The sequence below is a fragment of the Azonexus sp. IMCC34839 genome (assembly GCF_047047955.1).
GTDB lineage: Bacteria > Pseudomonadota > Gammaproteobacteria > Burkholderiales > Rhodocyclaceae > Azonexus.
In genome coordinates this window covers 1,038,333-1,062,422 of sequence record NZ_CP150631.1, presented here as the reverse complement: position 1 = coordinate 1,062,422, position 24,090 = coordinate 1,038,333, and the positions used below count along the sequence as shown (strand labels likewise).

The window sequence follows — 24,090 nt, the reverse complement described above, 5'->3', positions numbered from 1 at the left end:
GTGCTCGAAAAATCTTGGCAAAAAGTTGTTGACCGGTCGAACGTCTTATCTATAATTCAAACGTTCGTTTTATTTAACGAAGCAGCACTCAGAGACCAAAGGAGACACGCTTGAACAAGCTGATCGTAAAAAAGGCTGCCGTGCTGGGCGCCGGTGTGATGGGGGCGCAGATTGCCGCGCACCTCGCCAACGCCGACGTACCGGTCGTTTTGTTCGACCTGCCGGCCAAGGAAGGTGACAAGAACGGTATCGTCAAGAAGGCCCTCGACGGCCTGAAGAAACTGGACCCGGCTCCGCTGTCGAGCAAGTCCAAACTGAAGTTCATCGACGCCGCCAACTACGACGACCATCTGTCGCAGCTGGCCGAATGCGACCTCATCATCGAGGCCATCGCCGAGCGCATGGACTGGAAGAATGACCTCTACGCCAAGATCGCGCCGCACATCGCGCCGAACGCCATCGTCGCCTCGAACACCTCGGGCCTGTCGATGAATGCGCTGGCCCAGGGCTTGCCGGAGGCTGTGCGTCCGCGCTTCTGCGGCATCCACTTCTTCAACCCGCCGCGTTACATGCATCTGGTCGAAATCATCGCTACCCAGGGCACTGATGGCGGCACGCTGGATGCGCTGGAAACCTGGCTGACCTCGCGTCTGGGCAAGGGCGTCATTCGTGCGCTGGATACCCCGAATTTTGTTGCCAATCGGATTGGCGTCTTCTCCATTCTCGCCGTCATGCACCACACCCAGGCCTTCGGCCTTGGTTTCGACGAAGTCGATGCGCTGACCGGGCCGAAGATCGGCCGCCCCAAGAGCGCCACCTATCGCACCGCCGACGTGGTCGGCCTCGATACCTTGGCGCACGTCGTCAAGACCATGCAGGACACGCTGCCGAGCGATCCGTGGCACAGCCACTTCACCGTACCGGCCTGGCTGAAGCTGCTGATCGAGAAGGGCGCGCTGGGCCAGAAGACCCGTTGCGGCATCTTCCGCAAGCAGGGCAAGGAAATCCAGGTGCTCGACCTGGCCGCGCAGGACTACCGCAAGTCGGCTGGCGAAATCGCCGAGGAAGTCGCTGTCATCCTGAAGATCAAGAACCCGGCCGAGAAGTTCGCCGCGTTGCGCGCTTCGGCTCATCCGCAGGCGCAGTTCCTGTGGGCGATCTTCCGTGACGTCTTCCACTATTGCGCTACGCAGCTCGAAAACGTGGCCGACAACGCCCGCGATCTCGACCTCGCCATGCGCTGGGGTTTCGGCTGGGCGCAGGGTCCGTTCGAAACCTGGCAGGCCGCCGGCTGGGCCGATATCGCCCAAGCGGTGGCTTCTGACATCGCCGCCGGCAAGACCATGGCCAATGTGCCGCTGCCGGCCTGGGCGCTGGAAGCCGGCCGTACCGGCGTGCATGCTGCCGAAGGTTCTTACTCGGCCAGCAAGAATGCCTACGTACCGCGTTCAACCCTGCCGGTCTATCAGCGTCAGCTCTTCCCCGAGCGTGTGCTGGGCGAAGCCGCCGTCAGCCCGGAGAAGTCGGGCGAGACGCTGTACGAGAACGACGGCGTGCGCCTGTGGCGTCTGCCTGCGGTGGACAGCGGCATCGGCATCATTTCCTTCAAGTCCAAGATGCACACCATCGGCGACGAGGTGCTGGACGGTGTGATCACCGCCGTGCGTCAGGCCGAAGGCACGCTGGATGGCGTGGTGGTCTGGCATGAGGCACCGTTCGCCGTCGGTGCCAACCTGCAGCAAGTGGGCGAAGCCTGTGCGGCTGGTCAGTTCGATGTGCTGGAAAAGACCGTCGAGAAATTCCAGCGCGCCTCTCAGACCCTGAAGTATGCGCAGGTGCCGGTGGTTGCCGCGGTGCAGGGCATGGCCTTGGGCGGTGGTTGCGAATTCGTCATGCACGCCGGCAAGCGCGTGATGGCCTTGGAAAGCTATGTTGGTCTGGTTGAAGCCGGTGTCGGCCTGATTCCGGCCGGTGGCGGTTGCAAGGAGTTCGCCGTGCGGGCTGCCGAGTGGGCCGCCCAGTCGGCGACGCCGAACGAACTGTTCAACTTCCTGCAGCCGGTGTTCACCACCATCGCCATGGCCAAGGTGGCGAAGAGCGCGCAGGAAGTCATCGACTTCGGTTTCGCCAAGCCGTCCGACACCATCCTGTTCAACGCCAACGAACTGCTCTGGGTTGCCATCAAGGAAGCTCGTGCCATGGCCGACGTCGGCTACGCCCCGCCGCAAATGGCCCGTGGCATTCCGGTGGCCGGCAAGACCGGTATCGCCACCTTCGAGATGATGCTGGTCAACATGAAGGGAGGCGGCATGATTTCGGCCCACGATTATCTGGTCGCCAAGTCGGCGGCTACCGCCCTGTGCGGTGGTGAAGTCGAGGGCGGCAGCCTGGTGGACGAAGAGTGGCTGCTGACTGTCGAGCGCCGCCTGTTCGTCCAGTTGCTGAAGAACCCGCTGACGCAGGCCCGCATCAAGCACATGCTGGAAACTGGAAAACCCCTCCGTAATTGATCGGGTCAGGAGACATAGACAAATGAGCAAACAGATTCAAGACGCCTACATCGTCGCCGCGACCCGTCTGCCGGTGGCCAAGAAGAACGGCATGTTCAAGCACGTGCGGCCGGATGACATGCTGGCGCACGCCATCAAGTCGGTGGTCGCCCAGGTGCCGGGTATCGACCCGGCGCGTATCGGCGACGTCATCGTCGGCTGCGCCATGCCGGAAGCCGAGCAGGGCATGAATGTGGCACGCATCGGCCTGCTGCTGGCAGGTCTGCCGCAGACCGTGCCGGGCCTGACGATCAACCGCTTCTGCTCCTCCGGGGTGCAGGCAGTGGCCGATGCCGCCAACCAGATCCGCCTCGGCCTGGCCGATGTGATGATCGCCGCCGGTACCGAGTCGATGACCATCATGCCGCAGATGATGGGTAACAAGATGGCGATGAACCCGGCCATCTTCACCGACGAGCATGTCGCCATCGCCTACGGCATGGGCCTGACCGCCGAGAAGGTGGCCAACCAGTGGCAGATCAGCCGCGACGAGCAGGATGCCTTCGCCCTGGCCTCCAACCAGAAGGCCTGCGCCGCCATCGCTGCCGGCCACTTCAAAGCCGAGATCACGCCGTACGCCATCCGCGAAAGCCTGCCTGATCTGAAGAGCGGCGAAATCAAGCTGCGCGAGAGCCTGGCCGAGAACGACGAAGGCCCGCGTGCCGACGCTTCCCTGGAGCGCTTGGGCAAGCTGAAGCCGGTGTTCCATGCGCGCGGTTCGGTCACCGCCGGTAACTCGTCGCAAATGTCCGACGGTGCCGGTGCCGTGATGCTGGTTTCCGAAAAGGTGCTGAAGGAGCACAACCTGACCCCGTTGGCTCGCTTCGCCGGCTATGCCGTCGGTGGCGTGGCGCCGGAGATCATGGGTATCGGCCCGATCGCCGCCATTCCAAAGGTGCTGGCCCAGGTCGGCATCAGCCAGAACGACCTGGACTGGATCGAACTGAACGAAGCCTTTGCCGCCCAGTCGCTGGCGGTGATGCGTGAGCTCAACATCGATCCGAGCAAGGTGAACCCGCTCGGCGGTGCCATCGCTCTCGGCCACCCGCTCGGCGCCACCGGCGCCATCCGTACCGCCACCGTGGTGCATGGCCTGCAGCGCACCGGCGGCAAGTACGGCATGGTGACCATGTGTATCGGTACCGGTATGGGTGCCGCCGGCATCTTCGAGCGCGTCTGATGCGATTCGGCCATCGTTGTTTGAGCACTGCCTGTCTGGGCTGCGTTGAAACGATGGCCGGTTTTTGCCCAAAAATGCCTGTGCACCGCAGCAGTCGCCCATGAAGCCCGCCTGGTTGGCCAAACTCTCGCCGGCCTGGCGTGCCCGCATGGTGCGTTTGGGTTTCAACCTGCATCCGGCCTTCCGTGGCACCGGTGGGCGGGTTGTCCATGTGGCGCGTGACCTGCGCCACATCCGCGTCCGCCTGCCGCTCAACTGGAAGACACGCAATATCGTCGGCTCGCTCTACGGTGGCTCGCTGTTCGCCATCACCGACGGGGCGCACCCGATGATGCTGATGGCAGCGCTGGGCAACGGTGTCATCGTCTGGGACAAGGCGGCCAGCATCCGTTACCGCAAGCCGGGTTACACGACGCTGTATGCCGATTTCGTGCTGGACGATGCGGAGGTGGAGGAAATCCGCCGCTTGCTCGATGAAAACCATGAATTGGACCGGACTTATACGGTCGAACTGAAAGACAAGCACGGCACGGTGCATACCGTGGTCGAACGGACGGTGTATATCGCCGACAAAAACTACTACCGAACCAAGAACGGTGGAGGAGACAACTGATGATTACTTCCAATACGGTGCGCCAGGCGGCGCTGATCGCCACGCTGGTCGCCGCACCCGGGCTGCATGCGGCCGAGGTGGCCGGCGTCAAGCTCGACGACAAGATCCGCGTGGGTGGCAGCGAACTGGTGCTGAACGGTGCCGGCGTGCGTTCCAAGCTGTTCATCAAGGTCTATGTCGGCGCACTCTACGTCGGCCAGAAAAGCACGGCGCCGGCGGCCATCTACGACAGCACGGGGCCGCGTCGCATGGCGTTGCGCATGTTGCGCGACGTCGATGCCGAGTCGCTGCATTCGGCGCTCGACGACGGCCTGAAAGCCAACCACACGCCCGAGGAACTGGCCGGCATCAAGGCTGCCTCCGACCAACTGGCCAGCATCATGAAGGGTATCGGCAAGGCCCGCGAGGGCGATACCATTGCCATAGATTTTCTGGCCGAGGGCGTTGCCGTCAGCCTGAATGGAGAGAGCCGCGGCAAGGTGGCGGCACCGGCCCTGGCCAAGGCGCTGCTCAAGGTCTGGCTGGGCGACAAACCGGCGGATGCCGCACTGAAAAAATCCCTGCTCGGTAGCTGAGCAAAAAAGGGGAAGAGGAGACGATCATGGAAAAAATCTGGCTAAAAAGCTATCCGCAGGGCATCCCGGCCGAGATCGACATCGACCACATTCCCTCGCTCGTCGCGCTGTTCGAGGATGCCTGCCGCAAGTTCGCGGACAAGGTGGCCTACATCAGCATGGGCAAGGAGATGACCTACCGCCAATTGGATGAGGAGAGCCAGGCCTTCGCCGGCTGGCTGCAGGCCAAGGGGCTGAAGAAGGGCGACCGCGTCGCGCTGATGATGCCCAACCTGCTGCAATATCCGGTAGCGCTGTTCGGCACCCTGCGTGCCGGTTGCGTGGTGGTCAATTGCAACCCGCTTTACACGCCGCGCGAACTGGAACACCAGCTGAAGGATTCCGGCGCGGTGGCCATCGTCATCGTCGAGAATTTCGCCCACACCCTGGAGCAGGTCATCGCCCGCACGCCGCTCAAGCATGTGGTGGTGACGCCGATGGGCGAGATGCTCGGCGCGCTGAAAGGCATGCTGGTCAATTTCGTCGTGCGCAAGGTCAAGAAGCTGGTGCCGGCCTGGAACATTCCCGGCGCCATCGGCTTCAACTCGGCCCTGGCCACCGGCCGGAGCCACGGCTGGACGCGCGTGCCGCTGGAACAGTCGGATATCGCCTTCCTGCAATACACCGGCGGTACGACCGGCGTTTCCAAGGGGGCCATGCTGACCCATGCCAACATCGCCTCCAACGTGACCCAGGCCTACAACTGGATCCACCCGGTGGTGCATGAAGGGCAGGAGTTCATCATCACGGCGCTGCCGCTGTATCACATCTTCGCGCTGACGGCGAACTGCCTGACCTTCCTGATGATCGGCGCGCGCAACCTGCTGATCGCCAATCCGCGCGACATTCCCGGCTTCATCAAGGAGTGGGGCAAGTACCCGGTCACCGTGATGACCGGCGTCAATACGCTGTTCAACGCGCTGCTCAACCATCCGGATTTCGCCAAGCTCGATTTCTCGACCATGAACGTCACCCTGGGCGGCGGCATGGCCGTGCAGGCGCCGGTGGCGGAGCGCTGGCTGAAGGTGACCGGCACGCCGCTGCTGCAGGCTTACGGCCTGACCGAAACCTCGCCGGCGGCGACGATCAATCCGCTCGATATGCACGAGTTCAACGGCGCCATTGGCTTGCCGATTTCCTCGACTGAAGTGTCGATCCGCGACGACAACGGTGCCGAAGTGCCGCTCACCCAGGTCGGCGAAATCTGCATCCGTGGGCCGCAGGTCATGAAGGGCTACTGGCAGCGGCCGGAGGAAACCTCCTTCGTCTTCTACCCGGATGGTTTCCTGCGTACCGGCGACATGGGCTACATGGACAAGCAGGGCTTCATTTTCTTGGTCGATCGCAAGAAAGACATGATCCTGGTTTCCGGCTTCAACGTTTATCCGAACGAAGTCGAGGAGGCCGTTGCCATGCATCCGGGCGTCATCGACGTCGCAGCGATCGGCGTCCCGGACGAGCATTCCGGCGAAGCGGTGAAGATTTTTGTCGTGCGCAAGGACCCGGCGCTGAACGAGATGATGCTGATCCAGCACTGCCGCACCGTGCTGACCGGTTACAAGGTTCCGAAACATGTCGAATTCCGTGACGACCTGCCGCGTACCAACGTTGGCAAGATCCTGCGTCGCGCCTTGAAAGAAGGAGCATAAATGCCCATTCCGGCTTCCCTGAACCAGAACCTCGCGCTGCCGGTCATCTGCGCGCCGATGTTCATCGTTTCCAACCCCGATCTGGTCATCGCTCAGTGCAAGAGCGGCGTCATCGGCTCCTTCCCGGCGCTCAACGCCCGTCCGGAATCGCTGCTCGACGACTGGCTGACCCGCATCAAGCGCGAACTGGCCGCCGACCCGAAAGCCGCGCCGTTCGCCGTCAATCAGATCATCCATCCGTCGAATACGCGCTTGGAACACGACATGGCCCTGTGCGTGAAGCACGAGGTGCCGCTGATCATCACCAGTCTGTCGGCGCCGACCCAGATCGTGCCGCCCGTGCATGCCTACGGCGGCAAGGTCTTCCATGACGTGATCAGCGTGCGCCACGCCGAGAAGGCGCTGGAAGCCGGCGTCGACGGCCTGATCCTGGTTTGTGCCGGGGCTGGCGGCCATGCCGGCACCTTGAGCCCGTTCGCCCTGGTCGGCGAGATCCGCAAGTTCTACGACGGCCCGATCGCGCTGTCTGGTTCCATCACCAACGGCAATGCCATTCTCGCCGCGCAGGCCATGGGAGCCGATTTCGCCTACATCGGCACGCGCTTCATCGCCACTACCGAGGCTAACGCGGTCGAGGCCTACAAGCAGGCGATCCTCGATTCGGCGGCCAAGGACGTGGTGTACACGCCTTACTTCACCGGCGTGCATGGCAATTACCTGAAGAAGAGCATCGTCGCCTCGGGCCTCGATCCGGACAACCTGCCGGACAAGGACAAGACCTCGATGAATTTCGGCGCCGCCGCCGGCGCCAAGGCCTGGAAGGACATCTGGGGTGCCGGGCAGGGCGTTGGCACCATCGACGAAGTGCGTCCGGCCGGCGAGGTGATCGCCCGCATGAAGCAGGAATACCAGGCGGCCAAGGCCGCGTTGTGCAGCAATCCATTCTGACAAGACCAAGGAGACAGACAAGATGAGCGACTATCGCGCCCCCGTGAAGGACATGCGTTTCGTTTTGGACGAAATCGCCGGCCTCAATGAAATCAGCCAGCTGCCCGGTTTCGAGGAAGCGACGCCCGACCTGGTCGACGCCGTGCTCGACGAGGCCGCCAAGTTCACCGGCGAAGTGCTCGCCCCGCTGAACCGTGTCGGCGACAAGGAGGGCTGCAAGCTGACCCCGAACGGCGTGACCACGCCGGCCGGCTGGAAGGAAGCCTACGCCCAGTTTTGCGAAGCCGGCTGGAACGGCATCACCTCGCCGGCCGAATTCGGCGGCCAGGGCTTGCCCGACGCACTGGGCATCGCCGTCAAGGAAATGGTCTGCTCGGCCAACCTGTCCTTCTCGCTCGGCCCCTTGCTCACCACCGGCGCTGTCGAAGCGCTGCTGACCTGCGCCAGCGACGAGCTGAAGGCCGTCTATCTGGAAAAGATGATCACCGGCGAATGGACCGGCACGATGAACCTGACCGAGCCGCACGCCGGTTCCGACCTGGCGCTCATCCGCTCGCGCGCCGAACCGCAGGCCGACGGCACCTACAAGGTCTTCGGCCAGAAGATCTTCATCACCTACGGCGATCACGACATGACCGACAACATCGTGCATCTCGTGCTGGCCCGCCTGCCGGATGCGCCGGCTGGCGTGAAGGGCATCTCGATGTTCCTGGTGCCGAAGTTCCTGGTCAATGCCGATGGTTCGCTCGGCGCCCGTAACGACGCCTACTGCGTCTCCATCGAACACAAGCTCGGCATCCACGCCAGCCCGACCTGCGTCATGGCCTATGGCGACAACGGCGGCGCCGTCGGTTACCTGCTCGGCGAAGCCAATCGCGGCCTCGAATACATGTTCATCATGATGAACGAAGCCCGCTTGGGCGTTGGCCTCCAGGGCATCGCCCTTGGCGAACGTGCCTACCAGCAGGCCCTCGGCTATGCCCGCGACCGCAAGCAGGGCCGCGATGCGCTGACCGGCGAGGCGCTGGTGACCATCGACAAGCACCCGGATATCCGCCGCATGCTGATGTTGATGAAGTCGCGCGTCGAAGCCTGCCGTGCCATGGCCTATTACACCTCCGGTCTGCTCGACCGCGCCCATGCTGCGGTGCACGACCCGGAAACGGCAAAAACCAAGCTCTACCTGGCCGAGTTCATGATCCCCATCGTCAAGGGTGGCGGTACCGAAATGGGTATCGAAGTGACCTCGCTCGGCGTGCAGATCCACGGCGGCATGGGCTTCATCGAGGAAACCGGTGCGGCCCAGCACTGGCGCGATTCGCGCATCACCACCATCTACGAAGGCACCACCGGCATCCAGGCCAACGACCTGCTGTTCCGCAAGCTGATGCGCGACCAGGGCGCCACCGCCAAGGTCGTCTTCGGCGAGGTCTACGCCACGGCCAAGGCCCTCGGCGCTTCCGGCAATCCCGAATTGCAGGCCATCGGCCAGCGCCTCGGTGCCGGCCTCAAGATGTGGACCGATGCCACCGAATGGTTGGCCGCTAACGCCAAGACCGGTCTGTCTGGTGTGCTGACCGCCGCCGTGCCTTACCTGCACCTGGCTGTGACCGTCTGCGGCGGCTGGATGATGGGCAAGGCGGCCCTGGCTGCTGCCGGTTACCTGGCCAAGGGCGAGGGCGACCAGGCCTTCTACCGTGCCAAGCTGGCCAGCGCCCGCTTCTACGCCGACCAGATCCTGCCGCAGGCCATCGCCTACGCCGAGACGGTCAAGGCTGGCGACGCGGCGATTGCCGGCCTGAGCGGCGAAGAGCTGTTCTGAGCTGAACGCTAGCGTTTAAGCGCGATTGCCGGCGGGTGCGAACCTGCCGGCATTTTTACATCCGAAACGGGAATTGCCATGAATCTGCCAACCCTGACCACCCTCGAACTGCTGATGCACGACCAAGTGCTCGAAGTGCGCCTCAATCGTCCGGACAAATCGAATTCCCTGAACGACGCCATGTGGCAGGAAATCCGCCAGGCCTTCGATTGGGCCGATGGCGAAGCGGGCGTCCGTGCCATCGTCTTGTCCGGTGCCGGCAAGCATTTCTGTTCGGGGATCGATCTGGCCATGCTCGGCGGCGTCATGGCGCGTGTCGCCCATGCCGACGAAGCCCGCGGCCGCGAGGCGCTGCGCCGCTTGATCCTCGATCTGCAGGATTGCCTGACGGCGGTGGAGCGTTGCCGCAAGCCGGTGCTGGCCGCCATTCAGGGCGCCTGCCTGGGCGGCGGGCTGGACCTCGCGGTTTGTTGCGACATGCGCTACGCCAGTAGCGATGCGCAATTTGCCGTGCGCGAAATCGATATCGGCATGGTGGCCGACGTCGGTGTGCTGCAGCGTCTGCCGAAGCTGATCGCGGAGGGCTTGGCGCGCGAGCTGGCCTATACCGGGCGCAATCTCGGCGCCGACGAAGCCAAGGCCTGCGGGTTGGTCAATGCCGTGTGGCCGGAGGCCGAAAGCCTGCGCACCGGCGTCTTGCAGATTGCCGCGCAGATCGCCGCCAAATCGCCCTTGTCGGTGCGTGGCTCGAAGGAAATCCTCAATTACAGCCGCGACCACAGCGTGGCCGATGGGCTGAATTACGTGGCGACGTGGAATGCGGCGATGCTGTTGTCGGCCGACCTGAAGGAAGCGATGACGGCCAGCCGCGAGAAGCGGGCGCCGCAGTTCCTCGATTGAGTCAGGACAACCGGCTTTCGCGGTGTCGGCGCAGTGCGTCGTCGAGCTGCTGCCACAGACCGTTCATGCCCTCGCAGCCGAGGTCCTCGCTGCACGCCGCTTCCAGGCGATAGCGCAGGATCAGCAGCGAGCGCAGTTCGCTGGCCATGGCGGGTGAAGCAATCGGGCCGGAAAGATCGAGCAGGCGACGCACGGCTTGCCGCTCTTCCAGATTGACTCCGCACTTGGCTGCCAGGCGGCCGATCAACTGCTGTAGCGAACGCATGTCTTCGGGAGCGTGGGCGATTTCGAAGGATTCGGCGCGCATGGTCTCTCTCCAGGGTATCGTTGGCCATGGATGATCGATGGCCGAGATTGCAGGCGTGTGAAACCGCCTGCAGAGATCACTGTATGCTGTCGTGGAGGGCGCGTACGTCGCGGTAGTTGTCGTCGGTAACCGCCGTGAAACCGTGCGCTTTCAAATCCTTGAACATGGCCTGCAGGGCAGGCGTGTCGTTGAAGAAGGTGCGGCGGATGCGTTCCACCAGCGGGTTGCACAGGTTGCTGCGATAGACGAAGGGATCGTAGGCGATCGGTTCGGAGCGCCAGACGATTTTCAGTTCGTCCGGGTTCAGCGTGCCGGTGCGGATCGCTTCGTCGACGCGGCGGCTGGAGACGAAGGCAGCATCGACGATGCCGCGCTGGACGGACTGGATGGCCCGGTCGTGCGAGCCGGCATAGCTGATGCGCTGGAAATAGCCTTCCAGGCTGCTGCCGGTCAGCGTGGCAATGGCCTGGCGCGGAATCAGCGCACCCGAGGTACTGGCCGGGTCGATCAGGTTGAGCGTCTTGCCGCGCAGGTTTTCCAGCTTGTCCAGACCTTGTCCGGCACGGGTGATGAGCAGGGCGCGATAGCTGTTGGGCGCATCGGAGAAATGACCGGGCGCCTGACTCAGTGTGGCGAAGGGGGTAATGGCCGGGTCGCGCTTCTTGGCGATGGCGTAGGCGGCCGGGCCCAGCTCGGCAATATCGATACTGCGCTCGACCAGGCCCTCGATGGAGGTGGTGTAGGAATTGGAATGCACCAGTTCGACCCGCCGACCGAGCGATTTCTCCAGCGCCGACAGCAGTGGACGATATTCGCGGGCGACTGTTTCCTGGCTTTTTTTCGGGATGACGGACAGGCGGAGCGGCTTGGGGTCGTCGCAGGTGGCATGGGCGGTCGACAGCAGTGTCCAGACGAGGGCCAGCAGGCAGGCGAGTCGTTTCTTCATAGCGGGGCGAGGGTGGTTTCCAGCAACAGGCGGCTTGCGTCTTCGGCGGCGACCGGGCGGCTCAGCAGGTAGCCCTGGGCTTCGTCGCAGCCGGCGGTCTTGAGATGGACCAACTGGTCGAGCATTTCGACATGCTGGGCGATGACGCGCAGTTTCATGTTGTGGGCCAGCGTGATGATCGAGGCGACGATGGCGCCGTCGTCGGTGCTGTTGCGGATGTTGCCGACGAGGGCTGGGGCGATCTTGATGGCGTGCAACGGCAGGGTGCGGACATGGTTGAGGTTGGAGATGCCATGCCCGGCATTGTCCAGTGTCAGCCTGAAGCCTTGGCCGGCCAGGGCGCCCAGCGCGCTGGTGGCCGCTTCGGCCGGCAGGTCGAGCAACGTGCGCTCGGCGATTTCGATCTCGATGTCGCCGGCGTGCAGGCCGTACTGGCTGAGCGCGGCGCTCAGCTGCCGGGGCAGGTCGCCGGTGCGCAAGAGGTGGCCCGACAGGTTGATGGCGACGCGAGGTACTGGCAGGCCGTCGGCACGCCAGTCGGCGATCTGCCGGCAACAGCTGGCGATCACCCAGTATTCGAGCCTGGGCAGGTATTCGTTACGCTCGGCCAGCGTCAGGAAATCGCCCGGATAAATCAGGCCGAACTCGGGGTGGGTCCAGCGGATCAAGGCTTCCAGCCCGACGATGCGGTAGTCCTCCAGGCGGACACGCGGCTGGAAGTGCAGGGTCAGTTCGCCGTTGGCGATGGCGTCGGGCAGGGCATGTTCGAGCCGGCGGCTGCGGTCGCCGCCCTGGTTCAGCGACGGGTCGTAATAGCTGAAGCGACTGCGGCCCGCCTGCTTCGATTCATACATGGCTGCATCGGCGTGGCGGCACAGCGTGGCGATGTCGGCCCCGTCCCGCGGGTAGAGGGCAATGCCGATACTGGGGCTGGTGTGTAGGGTGTGGCCTTCGAGCAGCAGCGGTTCGACGATGCTCTGGATCAGCTTTTCGGCCACGGCACTGCAGTCGTTCGGCGTGTCCAGTCGGGTCAGGAGGACGGCGAACTCGTCGCCGCCCAGGCGGGCGATGACATCCGACTCGCGCAAGGTCTGGCGCAGGCGTTCGGCGACCGCCTGCAGCAGCAGATCGCCGACGTGGTGGCCGAGGCTGTCGTTGATTGACTTGAAGCGGTCGAGGTCGAGGTACATCAGCGCATAGTGCCGGCGGCTACGCTTGGCGTGATTCAGATGGCTGCTGACCAGTTCGTGGAACATGCGCCGGTTGGGCAGGCCGGTCAGCGGGTCGTGCGCGGCCAGTTCGAAAGCGCGGCGTTTTTCTTCTTCGAGGCGGACGATCAGCTGCCGGTTTTCGCCATCGGCCTGTTCCAGTGCCGCGAGCAATTGGGTCTGTTGGCGCAGGCTGAAGGCGATCCACCAGGCGGCAAAGGCGATTGCTGCGGTGCACAGGCCCAAAATGGCAAAAAATCGGCTGCGGTTGGCCTGATGCTCGCCGAGGATGTCGTCCTGTGAGCGGCTGACCGCCACCGTGAAGGGGTAACGTTTCAGCGGCTGGTAGCTCGCCAGATAGACCAGGCCGTCGTCGAACAGACGGCCGGACAACGACCCGGCACTCTCGGCCCCGGTCGGCAGGGCAGATGGCGGCCGGCTCTGGGTCTTCAGGGCCAAGCCTTCGCGGCGGGCTTCGATCAGCTCGTCACCATCGCGGCTGACGATGTGAATCAAGCCGCTGCGCCCGATTTCGATGTGCTGGTAGAGGCCGAGGAAGTAGCCAAGGTCGAGAATGGCGAGCAGTCCGCCGTTGCTGCGTCCCGCCTCGTCGGCCAGCGGGAAGTAGAGCGGAATCTGCCAGGACTGCTCGCCGTGCTTGCCGTCGGGGAGCAGGAATACCTCGGCGTCCGTCGGTTTGTCGCTCAGGGTGCGCAGCGCGGCGCTACTTTCCGCATTGAGCCGGCCCGGCGTCGAGGCAAAGAGCGGGCGCAGCTGGCGGTCGTACAGGGCGATGCGCAGATAGACCTTGTCGGCCGTGCGGACCAGCGACATGGCCGAATTGAGCTCCAGTCCCTTGCGGTCTTGCAGTTCGGCCGAAGCGAGGGCCATCAGGCGGCCGCGGTCGATGATCTGGGCGAGGTTTTCGGCGACGATGGCGGCCAGGTTCTGCTGCTGCGCCTGGGCGTTGCGCAGGATCAGCTGGCGTTCGGCATCGAGGCGTTGCAGGCCGTACCACCAGGCGAGGGCGAGCATGCCCAGCATCAAGGCGACGATGCCGTAGGGCAGGTGGCGTCGCAGCGAGCGATGAAGTTGGCCTGGCCAGGCCTGGAGCGGGAGTTGGGGGCGGGTGGGCACCGCGATCGGAAGCGAGAAGACGACAGCCGATCATATTTCCCGCATGTTGCCCTTTTGTTACGGAAAAGCCCTTGTTGGTGAATGGCCTTTCAGCTGGCGATGGGGCGACGGTGGCGGCTGCTCAGCCAACGAAGCAAGGCGCCGAAGAGCAAATCGGGGTCGATCGGCTTGGCGATGAAGTCGTCCATCCCGGCTGCCAGGCAGCGCGTCTTGTCCTCGGCGAAGGCATTGGCAGTCATGGCCAGGATGGGCGTGTCGTCGAGAGCCGGGTTCTCGCGGATGAGGCGGGCGGCTTCGAGGCCATCCATGCGCGGCATCTGCATGTCCATCAGGATCAGGTCGTAGGCTTCGCTTTCCAGAATGTCGAGGGCGGCCTGGCCGTCGTCGGCCACATCGACCCGCAGATCGATCGCTTCGAGCAGGGCGCGGGCAATTTCCTGGTTGATCGGTTCGTCCTCGACGAGCAGTATGCGGCTGCCGGCGTAATCCCGGGCAATGACGTTCTCGGCCTGGGCTTCCTCGTTGTCGTGCTCGGTGGCCTGGCTGCCTTCCTGTTTGCGCAGCCGAGCCGTAAACCAGAAGGTACTGCCCTGGCCGTAGTTGCTGCTGACCCCGGCTTCGCCGCCCATCAGGCCGGCAATCTTGCGCGTGATAGCCAGCCCCAGTCCGGTGCCGCCGTAGCGGCGGGTGGTCGAGTTGTCGGCTTGTTCGAAATCCGAGAACAGCCGTTCGAGGACTTCAGGCTTGATGCCGATACCGGTGTCTTCGACCTCGAAACGCACGAGCAGGCTGTGTTCGTCCTCTCCCTCTGCCTTGGCGCGCAGCGTGATGCTGCCGTGCTCCGTGAATTTCATGGCGTTGCCGGCATAGTTGAACAAGGCCTGCTGCAGGCGGGTGGCATCGCCGCGCAGCGTGGCTGGGAAATCGGCGAGCTCGGTACGCAGGCTCAGCTTCTTGTTGAGCAAATGCGTATGCAGGATGGAGGCGACGTTGTGGAAGATGCCGCCGATGGAAACGGCGTCGTCGCCGAGTTCGAATTTGCCGGCCTCGATTTTGGAAAGATCGAGGATGGAATTGATGATTTCCAGCAGGTGGCGGCTGGCGGCGTCGATCTTGTCGAGCTGTTCGCCCTGCTTGTCGCTGACGCCGGTGCGACGCAACAGGTGGGCGAGGCCGCTGATGGCGCCGAGCGGCGTGCGGATCTCATGGCTCATGTTGGCCAGGAAGGCGCTCTTGGCGCGGTTGGCAGCTTCGGCGGCCTCCTTGGCTGCGGCCAGTTCGATTTCGGCGCGGCGGCGCGTGAAGATGCGCCACAGGTCGTTGCCGATCAGCTGCAACTCGTGCACATCGTTGTCGTCGTAATCGCTCGCCTTGTTACCGACGCCAATCAGCATGCGCACCTTGCCGTTTTCCAGGATGGGGATGCCGATATGGCGTAGCAGATGGGCGTGCCCCACCGGGTAGCCCTGGCGCTGCGATTCTGCCTGGAAATCGTTGTGGATGACCGGTCTCTTCTGGCGCACGCTGTCCGCCCACAAGCCGGCCCGGCTGATCGGGAAGTGCGACTGCTGTGCGGCGCCACATTGCATCAGCGTGCCGGTCGACCAGGTCATCTTTTCGATCGTTTCCTGATCGTCGTTGATGAAATGGACGTAACCGATGCTGCTGTTGCTCAAGTGGACAGCCTCGTCGATGCCGAGGCGCAACAGCGACTGCTCGTCGAGCTGGTTCGCCTGCTGGCTGATGGCGAACAGGGTGTTCAGGCGGTGATCGGTCTGTTGCAGCCGGCGGTTGGCCGCTTCGAGCTTGCCGGTTCGCAGGGCGACCAGTTCTTCGAGGTTGCGTCGATGCTGCTCCAGTTCCAGTTCGACTTCCTTGCGGGCGGTGATGTCCTGCAAGGTTCCCATCAGGTAATCGATATGTCCGTCGGCGGCGAAATGCGGAAACCCACGCAGTTCTGTCCACTTGATCTTGCCGCTGGCGGCTGCTTTTACCTGGACCTGAACGGTGAACGGTTCGCCTGTGGCCTGGGTGTGCTGCAAGTTGCGAATCACCTCGGATCGATATTCCGGTAAATAGAATTTCAGGCCCGCCTCAATATCTGGGGGGGCGTCGGGATCGACTTCGAGGATGGAATAGATGCCATCCGTCCACATCAGCGTGTTGTTGCTCAGGTCTGCACGCCATCCACCCAGTTGGCCGATGGACTGGCTTTCCTTCAGGAGGAAGGCATTTTCCTTCAATTGGGCATCGATTCGCCGTCGTTCAGTGATATCGATACCGATCCCGGTCAGGAGCAGTTGACCATCAAGGTCGACGCGGGCACTGGTGAAGTAGAAGGGCGTACGTCCGCCGTTCCGGTTCAGCAATTCTGCTTCCGTACCTGACTTGCCGGCGTTCAAAGCGTCCCGGATTCGGTTGGCAATGAGCGTTTGCTCGCTGGGATCGAACAAATCCAGCGCCTTCTTATTCAGCAACTCCTGCGCCGAGCAGCCGGAATATTCTTCAAGCTTCTTGTTCCAATGCTGAATTCTGCCCTGGCTGTCGAGGACGAAGAAAATGCCTGGAATGGCTTCAACGATGGTCGTGCGGAAAAGCCTTTCCTTCTCGGCTTGGGCTTCCGCGGCCTTGCGGGCTGTGATGTTGCGGGCAGAGGCGAAAAGTACCGGTTGGCCGTCCAGTTCGAAGTGATGGGTAGCAATTTCGACGTCAAAGACAACACCGTCTTTCCGGCGGTATTTGCTCTCAAAGACCTGGCGATGTCGGCCGTTGGGAAGCTGGGCCAATTTCTCGGCAATCTGAACCTCGGACATGACCGGGTTCCAGGCCATGACATGTTTGCCGATGAGTTCCGAACGCTCGTAACCCAACTCCTGGCAGAACGAATCGCTGGCTTCGATCAGGATGCCATGCTCATCGAGGATGTGGATGGCATCGCCGGCGCTGCGCAGCAACAGCTGGTAGCGCTGGGATTCGTAGCGCAGGCGGTTCTCGTTTTCGCGCAGTTCCTGTTCGGATTGCTTTTCGTGAGAGATATCGGTGTGGGTGCCACTCATCCACAAGGGTTGGCCATCGGCGGTCCACGCGACGATGCGTCCGCGGTCGAGAATCCAGACCCAATGGCCGTCCTTGTGCCGCATGCGTAGCTCGCATTCGTAACGCGGCGTGTTGCCGGCCAGATGCTGGGCAATCAGGGTTTGCGCATGCTTCAGGTCGTCCGGATGGATCAGACCAGCCCAGGTTTCCAGGCTGGTCGGCTGCAGTTCCGCCAGGCTGTAACCCAGCATTTCTGCCCAACGTTCGTTGAAGATGGTTTCGCCGGTTCGGATGTTCCATTCCCAGACACCGGCCCCGGTGGCTTCGATGACGTTTTGCAGGCGCCTGCGTTCGCTGGCCAGCGCATCCTTTTCATGTTTCAACTCGCTGATATCGGTGAAGCTGGCCAATACTGCGTAGGGTTTGTCGTAGCTTTCGTAGAACAGCGGCCGGGTGTTGATGCTGATCCACACTGTTCCCTCCGGATAGCACAGGCCCATCACCACATCGTTGCAGGGCTCGCCGGTGGCCAGGCTGCGGCTGACGGGGTATTCCTCCGGTTCGAACAGGCGGCCGTCTTCGTGGATCGTCGGCCAGCTGTCGTCGTTGCCGCTGCGTTGCAGCAGTTCGTCCGGGCTCAGCCGCAGGATGCGACTGGCCGCTTCGTTGGTGGCGGCCAATCGGCCATCGGCCAGTTGCATCAGGACGCCGACCGGTACACTTTCGTACAGGCTGCGGTAACGGGCTTCGCTTTCGCGCAGGTTGTCTTCGGCCTGACGGAGCGCCGAGCGATCCTGAAAGGTACAGAGCATGCCGGTAAATCGGCCGGCTTCGCGATAGGGCACGAGCGAGCCGCCGAACCAGGCGCGTTGCCCGGTGGCATTGCCGAGAGCGCAGGCGAAATGGCTGGTGTCGGGCTGTTCGGCGGCGCTCAGATAGTAGGGGCGGAAGCTGTGCTGGAAATCCGCTCGCCATTCCCCGATGATCTGCTGCCCGATGCAGGTGGCGGGATCGATACCGAAATGACGGGCAACGGCGGCATTGGCATAGACGATGCGGTGTGCTTCATCGGTGACGAAAACCGCGTCTGGCAATTTGCCGACGACGGTTTCGAAAAATGCGGGTGCCTTGCGATCCATGAACCGTTGTACATACGCGATAGGGTTGATTTGATAATTTTATCATTAAATCTAATTAATGTAAAAGTTGATATTTTTGACGCTTATTAAAATTGGCCAAATAAGCCCGTGCACCGCAGCAGTGGCCACTTTGCCGAAGGTCTGGCGAAAAAGGTCTGGCGAATTGACTGTCTTGCCGGGCTGGCTGGGCTGATGTACGGCTTGCTACACTGCGGCCTCGTTCATCCGAGGCAATACGCATGAAGTTGCAGCACCTGGCGATTGGCGCCCGTTTCGAATATGAGGGGCAGGTCTATGTCAAAACCGGTCCGCTGACGGCCACCGCCGAGCAGGGCGGACAGCGCATCATTCCGCGCTATGCGGTGTTGAAGCCGCTCGATCTGCCGACGCCGGAGACGCCGGCAGGCGGTCGCGCCATCTTGACCCGCCAGGCCGTGCTCAAGGCCTTCGATGCCTACCACGCCACCTGTGCGGGCCTCGTCGGCGAGAGCGCTGCGGCCGAGCTGGAGGCAGCTCGCCAGCGCTTCATCGCTGCGCTCAAGTAGCCTTAGCGTCTATTTCCTTGCTGCCTTGTTGGCCTCGGCCATGCGCTGAAGGCGCTGGCCGACTTGCTCCAGTTCGCGCTGGATCGCCTGCATGCGCACCGGGTCGGCCGGCTCTGGTTTGTCGCTGCCTTCGGCGTAAACCGATTCCATGGCCAGCGATTCCAGCATCAGCGCGATCAGGCGGCGGGTGTCGTCGAGCAGCGGCTGACGCGGGTCGCCGTTGGGTAGCTCGATGGCCTCGAACTGGGCCTGCAATTTGCGGAAAACCGGCGCATGCACGCTGCGGCTGCGATCGTCCGCCTCACGCTCGCTCATCCGGCCGGCCTTGATGTCATCCTGTTCCTTCTGCAGCGCGGCGAAGGCTGCCTTGAACGAGGTCATTGCCTCGGCAAAAGCCGTGTTGGCGGTGAAGCGCAGTTTCTGGTCGATGCGCGCGTGCGGCGCCATCGCCGCCAGCCCGGAAGTGGCCAGCAGGACCGCCGCCAGCCCGGCCAGGGCGCGCGACTTGCGCGTGCGCAGGAAGTGCTCCATGTCGAAGCGCTCCGGCAGCAGATAGGCCAGGGCGCAACCGCCGATCAGCCCGCCTATGTGCGCCGCATTGTCGATGCCCGGCTTGGTGAAGCCCTGGAGCAGGGCATAGACGATGAAGATGCCCAGGCTGCTGACGGTCTGCTTGCCGAAAGAGGGCGGCAGCTTGTCGCGGTGCTGCAGAATGCCGACCAGCAAGGCGCCGGTGACACCGAAGACGGCCCCTGAAGCGCCGACCGATACCGCCTGCTGGGCGGCGAAATGCAGGCTCAGGGCGCTGCCCATCAGGCCGGAGCCGAAGTAGATCAGGGCGAACTGGCGGTGGCCGTAGATGCGCTCGACGGTGACGCCGGCGGCCACCAGGCCGATCATGTTCATAAGCACATGCATCAGGCCGCTGTGCAGGAAGGTTGCACTGAGCAGGCGCCACCAGTCGCCTTTCTGTACCTCGGATGCGGCGTTGCCGCCCCAGACCAGAAGCTTCTCCGCCGGCGAGCCCATAGCGCTGCCACCATGCTGCACCGTCCATAGCCAGATGACGACGTTCAGCCCGACCAGCAGCCAGGTCAGCCAGGGGGTGGCAAAGGATTTCAGCTGTTCCTGGAAGGCTTTTTCCTCGGCGACCTCGTCGAGAAAACGCTGGCCACTGGTGCGGCTGCCTTGTGCCTGCAAGCGTCGGTCGATGGCGGAAAAAATGCCTTGCTGCGTCGCTTCATCGAACAGGTCGAGTTGCAGTGCCGGGCGGGCGGCGTTGCGCCCGGTCCAGAAGCTGCTGCGGTTGGGCAAGTCTGGCGTGGGATGCAGGTTGAGCTGCAACAGGCGGACGTTATTGACCACGCTCAGACTGACCGACTCGATGGCCGCCCACTCGTATTGCTTGTTGTCGCCCGGAAAGAGCGATGACCAGATGCCGTGTTGATCGAGTGTGATCAAGGGTTCGCCCAGGCGCATGCGGCGGCGCAGCATCAGGTCGAGGCCACCGAACACGACGAGGCAGAAGATGGCGCTCATCAATGCGACGCCGGGACGGCCCCGGCTGGTCAGCAGGGTGATCAGAAAGGCGAAGATGCCACCCACCCACAGCCAGCGCCTGACCTTGCCCGTCTTGCTTCGGCGCGAGGCGCAGAAATGTTCGGTTTCCTTGGCGGGAAGCGTGGCGAGCAGGGGATCCATGGGTATGCGACGTGGCGTGTAGCGAAGGTCGGTATGATATCGGAATGCGGGTGCCGGGTCATTGCCGTCGCTGCCCGAGCGGCAATAAAAAAGGAGGGGAAGCCCCCTCCTTGTCGCCGGTGTGCCGGACGATCAGAAATTGACGCCGACCTTGATACCGAAGGTCCAGTTCTCGAACTGCACGCGGTCGCGCTCGTTGGTGTTCAGGTAGCGCACGTCGAGGCCGGAGTAGTACATGCCCTTACGGAAATTGAAGCCGGCGGCGGCACCGTAGCCGAACAGGTTCTTGTCGCCGGCCGGGGTGTCGGCATTGACGTAGGCCAGCGCCGGACCGACGCCGAAGGAGAAACCGCCGCCCAGCGGCAGTGTGTAGCGCGGCGACAGTTCGACCGAAGTCGCCTTCACGCCGGATTGGTTGACGTGGTTCAGTTGCACGTGGGTGCGGATGCGGTTGTCCGGCGTCTGGATCAAGCCACAATTCATGTTGAAGTCGATGCCGTAAACGCCGATGGCGTCGTCCTTGGCAGCGGCTGCGTTCATTACGCCGGCGGTCAGCGCCAGGGTCGGCTCGGCCTTGAAACCGGCGTCCAGCGCGGGCAGGAACTTCAGGCCATCGGCCAGGCTGGCGGTGGCAGCCAGCGAGAGGCCGGCGGCAAGGAACAGGAAGGCGAGGCGGGTGGTGGGCATGAGTCTCTCCGGAATCGGTTGTGATAATTGGGAAAGTGTATGAGTTGGCTGCCGGAGAGTCTGTGACTTGAGTCACCTTGCAGCACGTTGCTGCCGGGCGCAATATGACGAAGCGTGGTTTCGTCGCGTCGGCGCCATCAGTTGCCACGTGGCGAAGGGAAGAACGACTGGAATACGGGAGGACACCATGGATAGCTCGCTTAACTCCATCGACCAGGTTCGGGCCTCGGCGATCGATATGGCGATCCGCTTCGGGCCGAAGCTGGTCGTCGCCATTGCCATCCTGGTGGCAGGTTACATCGTCGGGCGCTGGGCGGCGCGCCTGCTTGAGCGGCTCTTGAGTCGATTCAAGCTGGATTCGCCCGTCGTCTCGCTGCTACGCAAGATCGTACAATTGCTGGTGCTTGGCCTGTTTGCCATCATGGCGCTACAGAACCTGGGCATCGAATTGCTGCCGCTGATCGCTGGCCTGAGCGTTGCCGGTGCCGGCGTGGCCTTGGCCATGCAAGGGATTCTGGGCAACATCGTGGCCGGCCTGACCATCATCTTCACTCGGCCCTTCCATGTCGGCGACTACATTTCCATCGTCGAGGAAGAGGGCGAAGTGCTTGATATCAGCCTGTTCAGCACGACGCTGGGGCATGCCGACAAATCGAAGGTGGTCATTCCCAATCGCAAGATCGTCGGCGAAATCCTGCATAACTATGGGCAGATTCGGCAGCTGCGGATCAGCGTGACGCTTTCCTATGCCGCCGATGTCGATCAGGCCTTGGGTCTGGTCGAGGAGATTCTGCAGCAGAACAGCCGCGTGCTACGCGAGCCGGAGCCGGTTTTCGGAATTGCACGGCTGACCGACGCCGGTGTCGTCATCGGTGTGGGACCGTGGGTGGCCGTCGTTGATCACGATGCGGCGGTCGGCGAGATCAACAAACGTCTACTGGAAGTGTTCGCCGCGCAGAATATCGCGCTGTCGGTGCCGTTGCGCGAGATTCGCATGCTTGGCGCCGCCGCCTGAACGGCCGGCGGACCAGATGCGGTTTGACGAGAGGCCGGCGGCGAGTTGCCGCTGGCGGCGCCGGCCATGCCCGGCAATGGCGCGGGCGGGCTACCGGCTCAGCGGCCGTAGCGCTGCTTTTGCTCGAAGGCGACGGCGCGGCGCAGGTAGGCGCTGATGGCCTTCATGGCATCCGGATGGTTGCTGAAACCCTTGTCCTGAACTTCGCTGTCGACAATGTTGGCGAGTTCGGCGGGAAGGGACATTTCCGGGTAGCGGGTACGGCTTTTGGCTTGTTTCATGGCGGCCTGAGTGGAGCGTAAAGGGCGAGACTCTACCTTCTGACAGGCGATTAGACCAGCCAAAGACAACGCGCTATCAGTCAGGGAAGGTCCATGAAAAATGCCGATTTCCGCGGTGCACCGCAGGAATCGGCATTTTTTGGCGCCAGCCAGGTCGGCCGGGTTTAGAAGCGGAAGCGGGCGACGCTGCTCTTCAAACGGACGGAGACAGCTTCGAGCTGGGTGGCTGTTTGCGAGACCGAGGCAACGGCGCTGGCGTTTTCTTCCGACAACTGGGCGATGGATTCGACGTTGCGGGAGAGTTCCACCGAGGCCGAGCGTTGTTCGCGCAGGGCTTCGGAAATGCCGGAAATGGCGTGCTGCATGGTTTCGGCCGAACCGCGTATGCTGTTCATCGAGCCGCTGGCACGTTCGGCGCTTTCGACAACGGCACCGACGACTTCGCGGCTGCCTTGCATGCTGCTGACGGCAGTGGTCGCTTCGGTCTGAATGCCGGAAATCATCGAGGCGATTTCCTGCACCGATTGCGTGGTGCGTTCGGCCAGCTTGCGCACTTCGTCGGCGACGACTGCGAAGCCGCGTCCCTGTTCGCCGGCACGGGCGGCTTCGATGGCGGCATTGAGAGCGAGCAGGTTGGTCTGGTCGGCCACATCACGAATCACGGTCGTCACGTTGCCAATTTTCTGGACCTGCTCGGCCAGCGCTTGAATCTGTTGCGATGTGTTTTCAACGCGCTGTGCAATATTGCGAACCTGTTGGGAGGCGCTGTCCACATCTTGGGCGCTGTTCAGGGCAAGATCCTGAGATTCCACAGCCTGCTGGCGGGCGTCGTCGGCGCTGCTGCCGACGTGGTCGATGCTGACCGTCAGTTCTTCGACGGCGGCTGCGGCCGAGGCGGTCGATTGCGACTGGTTTTCGCTGCTGACGGCAACCTGCTGGGCGGCAGCGGAAACCTGGCTGGCCGAGTTGCCGACCTGTTCAGCCTGGGCGACGATCTCGCGGATGGTACCGGCCAGATCGCCGCGCATCTTGTCGAGCGATTGCAGCAACTTGCCGATTTCATCGTTACCCGCTTGCAGTTGGCCGGAACTGCTCAGGTCGCCGGCGGCGATGCGGGCGGCCATCTGGTTGGCAGCTTCGATGCGGGAGAGCAGGCTGCGCACGATGGCAAAGCCGAAAGCACACAAGACTGCGAGGACGACAAGGACGACGAGAACAGAAACGAGGGTGGCGTTGCTCTTTGTCGCTTCTGCTTCTGCGCCAGCTTTTCGACCCAGTTCAGCGTTGAGCTTGATGTGGTTGATGAGGTCGTCATTGAGCTTGACTGCCAATTTGTTGACGCTTTCCAAGGCTTTCTTGATTTCATCCTGTTTTTTGCTTCGGGAAAGCTCAAGAACCCCGCCAATCGCGGACATGTATTCACCGAACAGTTTTATTTCCGATTCCAACTGTTTTTTGTCTTCATCACCGGCGATCAGCTTTTCATAGTCCTTCAGGCTTTTCTCGACGGCGATGCGGGCTTCGGAAATCTGCCGTTCCGCGGTATCCATGTCTTTCGGGTCGGTGGCCAGGATATGTCGGAAAACACGGACACGGATTCGTCCAAAATCGACGATTGCGGTGTTCAGCACCAATACACTGGGCATGACATTAACCGTATTGAAGTTGGCCGCTTCGTATACGCGCCCCATCTGTTGGTAACTGATGCCGGCGAGCAAAAGCAGTGCAGAAATCGCACCGGCAATCAGAAAAGCCAATTTTTTAGCGATGCTCATGTTTGTTCTCCCCCACTTGATCGAGTTAAGTGTGACCC

General features: G+C 62.7%; 18 protein-coding genes. 10 read left to right on the top strand and 8 right to left on the bottom strand.

The annotated features are described in order from the left end of the window. Nucleotides 1-110: 110 nt before the first annotated feature. From WIF35_RS05290 to WIF35_RS05255, 8 genes are all read left to right on the top strand, one after another. On the top strand, nt 111-2,510 hold the full coding sequence (locus tag WIF35_RS05290; protein WP_412480524.1) for a 3-hydroxyacyl-CoA dehydrogenase/enoyl-CoA hydratase family protein: 2,400 nt from the start codon (nt 111-113) through the stop codon (nt 2,508-2,510). A 22-nt stretch (nt 2,511-2,532) separates the two neighbouring features. Then, entirely contained in the window at nt 2,533-3,729 is a 1,197-nt protein-coding gene (locus tag WIF35_RS05285; protein WP_412480523.1) for an acetyl-CoA C-acyltransferase, read from the top strand. Nucleotides 3,730-3,829: 100 nt separating this feature from the next. Next, nucleotides 3,830-4,342 carry a DUF4442 domain-containing protein gene (locus WIF35_RS05280; protein WP_412480522.1) on the top strand — a complete coding sequence of 171 codons (513 nt, stop codon included), beginning with the start codon at nt 3,830-3,832 and terminating at the stop codon, nt 4,340-4,342. Further along, entirely contained in the window at nt 4,342-4,917 is a 576-nt protein-coding gene (locus WIF35_RS05275) for a chalcone isomerase family protein (protein ID WP_412480521.1), read from the top strand. The genes WIF35_RS05280 and WIF35_RS05275 overlap by 1 nt, the downstream gene beginning before the upstream one ends. Before the next feature lie 26 nt (nt 4,918-4,943). Then, nucleotides 4,944-6,605, top strand: a complete 1,662-nt coding sequence (locus WIF35_RS05270) for a long-chain-fatty-acid--CoA ligase (RefSeq protein WP_412480520.1) — start codon at nt 4,944-4,946, stop codon at nt 6,603-6,605. Beyond that, nucleotides 6,606-7,553, top strand: a complete 948-nt coding sequence (locus WIF35_RS05265; RefSeq protein ID WP_412480519.1) for an NAD(P)H-dependent flavin oxidoreductase — start codon at nt 6,606-6,608, stop codon at nt 7,551-7,553. Between the two features lie 22 nt (nt 7,554-7,575). Further along, nucleotides 7,576-9,375: an acyl-CoA dehydrogenase gene (locus WIF35_RS05260; protein ID WP_412480518.1), complete on the top strand. Its 1,800-nt coding sequence runs from the start codon at nt 7,576-7,578 to the stop codon at nt 9,373-9,375. 78 nt (nt 9,376-9,453) lie between these two features. Next, the gene (locus tag WIF35_RS05255) at nt 9,454-10,275 is read left to right on the top strand and encodes a crotonase/enoyl-CoA hydratase family protein (protein ID WP_412480517.1); all 822 of its coding nucleotides are present in this window, start codon (nt 9,454-9,456) and stop codon (nt 10,273-10,275) included. 1 nt (nt 10,276) lies between these two features. On the opposite strand, the gene WIF35_RS05250 is transcribed toward WIF35_RS05255, so the two are convergent. The 4 genes from WIF35_RS05250 to WIF35_RS05235 form a co-directional block, all read right to left on the bottom strand. Beyond that, entirely contained in the window at nt 10,277-10,582 is a 306-nt protein-coding gene (locus WIF35_RS05250; protein WP_412480516.1) for a hypothetical protein, read from the bottom strand. Between the two features lie 76 nt (nt 10,583-10,658). Beyond that, nucleotides 10,659-11,528 (bottom strand): phosphate/phosphite/phosphonate ABC transporter substrate-binding protein, encoded by an 870-nt coding sequence (locus tag WIF35_RS05245; protein ID WP_412480515.1) that lies wholly within the window; start codon nt 11,526-11,528, stop codon nt 10,659-10,661. Next, complete coding sequence (locus tag WIF35_RS05240) at nt 11,525-13,873, bottom strand: putative bifunctional diguanylate cyclase/phosphodiesterase (RefSeq protein ID WP_412480514.1); 2,349 nt, start codon at nt 13,871-13,873, stop codon at nt 11,525-11,527. Before WIF35_RS05240 ends, WIF35_RS05245 begins: the two co-directional genes overlap by 4 nt. 89 nt (nt 13,874-13,962) lie before the next feature. After that, entirely contained in the window at nt 13,963-18,048 is a 4,086-nt protein-coding gene (locus WIF35_RS05235) for a PAS domain S-box protein (protein WP_412480513.1), read from the bottom strand. 239 nt (nt 18,049-18,287) lie between these two features. Between WIF35_RS05235 and WIF35_RS05230 the strand changes: the two genes are divergently transcribed. Continuing rightward, a complete protein-coding gene (locus WIF35_RS05230) occupies nt 18,288-18,593 on the top strand; it encodes a hypothetical protein (protein WP_412480512.1) in 306 nt (101 codons plus the stop codon). A 9-nt stretch (nt 18,594-18,602) separates the two neighbouring features. Here the strand turns inward: WIF35_RS05230 and WIF35_RS05225 are convergent, their stop codons facing one another. Together WIF35_RS05225 and WIF35_RS05220 are read right to left on the bottom strand one after the other, a co-directional pair. Next, on the bottom strand, nt 18,603-20,294 hold the full coding sequence (locus tag WIF35_RS05225; RefSeq protein ID WP_412480511.1) for a rhomboid family intramembrane serine protease: 1,692 nt from the start codon (nt 20,292-20,294) through the stop codon (nt 18,603-18,605). Nucleotides 20,295-20,426: 132 nt separating this feature from the next. After that, a complete protein-coding gene (locus WIF35_RS05220; RefSeq protein ID WP_412480510.1) occupies nt 20,427-20,981 on the bottom strand; it encodes a hypothetical protein in 555 nt (184 codons plus the stop codon). 187 nt (nt 20,982-21,168) lie between these two features. Here WIF35_RS05220 and WIF35_RS05215 point away from each other — a divergent pair, with 187 nt between their 5' ends. After that, nucleotides 21,169-21,996 carry a mechanosensitive ion channel family protein gene (locus WIF35_RS05215; RefSeq protein ID WP_412480509.1) on the top strand — a complete coding sequence of 276 codons (828 nt, stop codon included), beginning with the start codon at nt 21,169-21,171 and terminating at the stop codon, nt 21,994-21,996. Between the two features lie 98 nt (nt 21,997-22,094). Here WIF35_RS05215 and WIF35_RS05210 read toward each other — a convergent pair whose 3' ends face one another. Both WIF35_RS05210 and WIF35_RS05205 read right to left on the bottom strand, forming a co-directional pair. Further along, on the bottom strand, nt 22,095-22,277 hold the full coding sequence (locus WIF35_RS05210) for a hypothetical protein (protein WP_412480508.1): 183 nt from the start codon (nt 22,275-22,277) through the stop codon (nt 22,095-22,097). 164 nt (nt 22,278-22,441) lie between these two features. Next, a complete protein-coding gene (locus tag WIF35_RS05205) occupies nt 22,442-24,052 on the bottom strand; it encodes a methyl-accepting chemotaxis protein (RefSeq protein ID WP_412480507.1) in 1,611 nt (536 codons plus the stop codon). Nucleotides 24,053-24,090 lie beyond the last annotated feature (38 nt).